Origin of the sequence: Bartonella sp. MR100HLJHH, from assembly GCF_042194215.1 — a bacterium.
In the GTDB taxonomy this organism is placed as follows: Bacteria; Pseudomonadota; Alphaproteobacteria; order Rhizobiales; family Rhizobiaceae; genus Bartonella; species Bartonella grahamii.
In genome coordinates this window covers 1-592 of the sequence record NZ_JBHIMR010000107.1, presented here as the reverse complement: position 1 = coordinate 592, position 592 = coordinate 1, and the positions used below count along the sequence as shown (strand labels likewise).

The following is a 592-nucleotide window of genomic DNA, read 5'->3' as shown; positions in this document are numbered from 1 at the left end:
GCTGTTTTAATCAAAATTGACCAAGATCACATCACTTTGAATAACAAACATCTTAAATTTATCCCTGGCATGACTGTGACAACGGATGTCATTACCTCAAAACGGCGGCTCATTTCTTATTTCTTTGAACCTATCACCAAAATTTTAGAACAATCTCTAAAGGAAAGATAATGTCTGTAAATGAAAATTCATCACCTTCACTCATAGATCCTCTTACAGCGTTAGGAGCTATGGTTGTTTTAATGCTTACATCTCCCTTATACCGCCGCTGGCGAATCTGGGATATCGAACGAAATTTAGGACCAGCTTTACAGACTGGGCAATATAAACTCTATAAAAATGAACGTGGAGAATTTTGCGCCTTTATCACTTGGGCTTTTTTAGATGAAAAAAATCATCAATCTATGCTTGAAAAGGGAGAGCTTTTGTCCGATGCGGATTGGCAAGGCGGAGAATATATGTGGTTTATTGATTGTGTGGCACCCTATGGACATGCTGCTGGTATGGTACGTGACATGCAGCGGCATGTGTTTCCTAATCAGCATTATTGCTACGCTGTTCGGCGTAATGAAGATGGTGGAATACGGAAAAT

At 39.5% G+C, this 592-nt stretch carries 1 protein-coding gene; it reads left to right on the top strand.

From position 1 onward, the window contains the following. Positions 1-170 precede the first annotated feature (170 nt). Positions 171-592, top strand: a 422-nt coding sequence (locus tag ACFIJ7_RS09790; protein WP_375645219.1) for a toxin-activating lysine-acyltransferase, incomplete at its 3' end; no start/stop codon positions are given.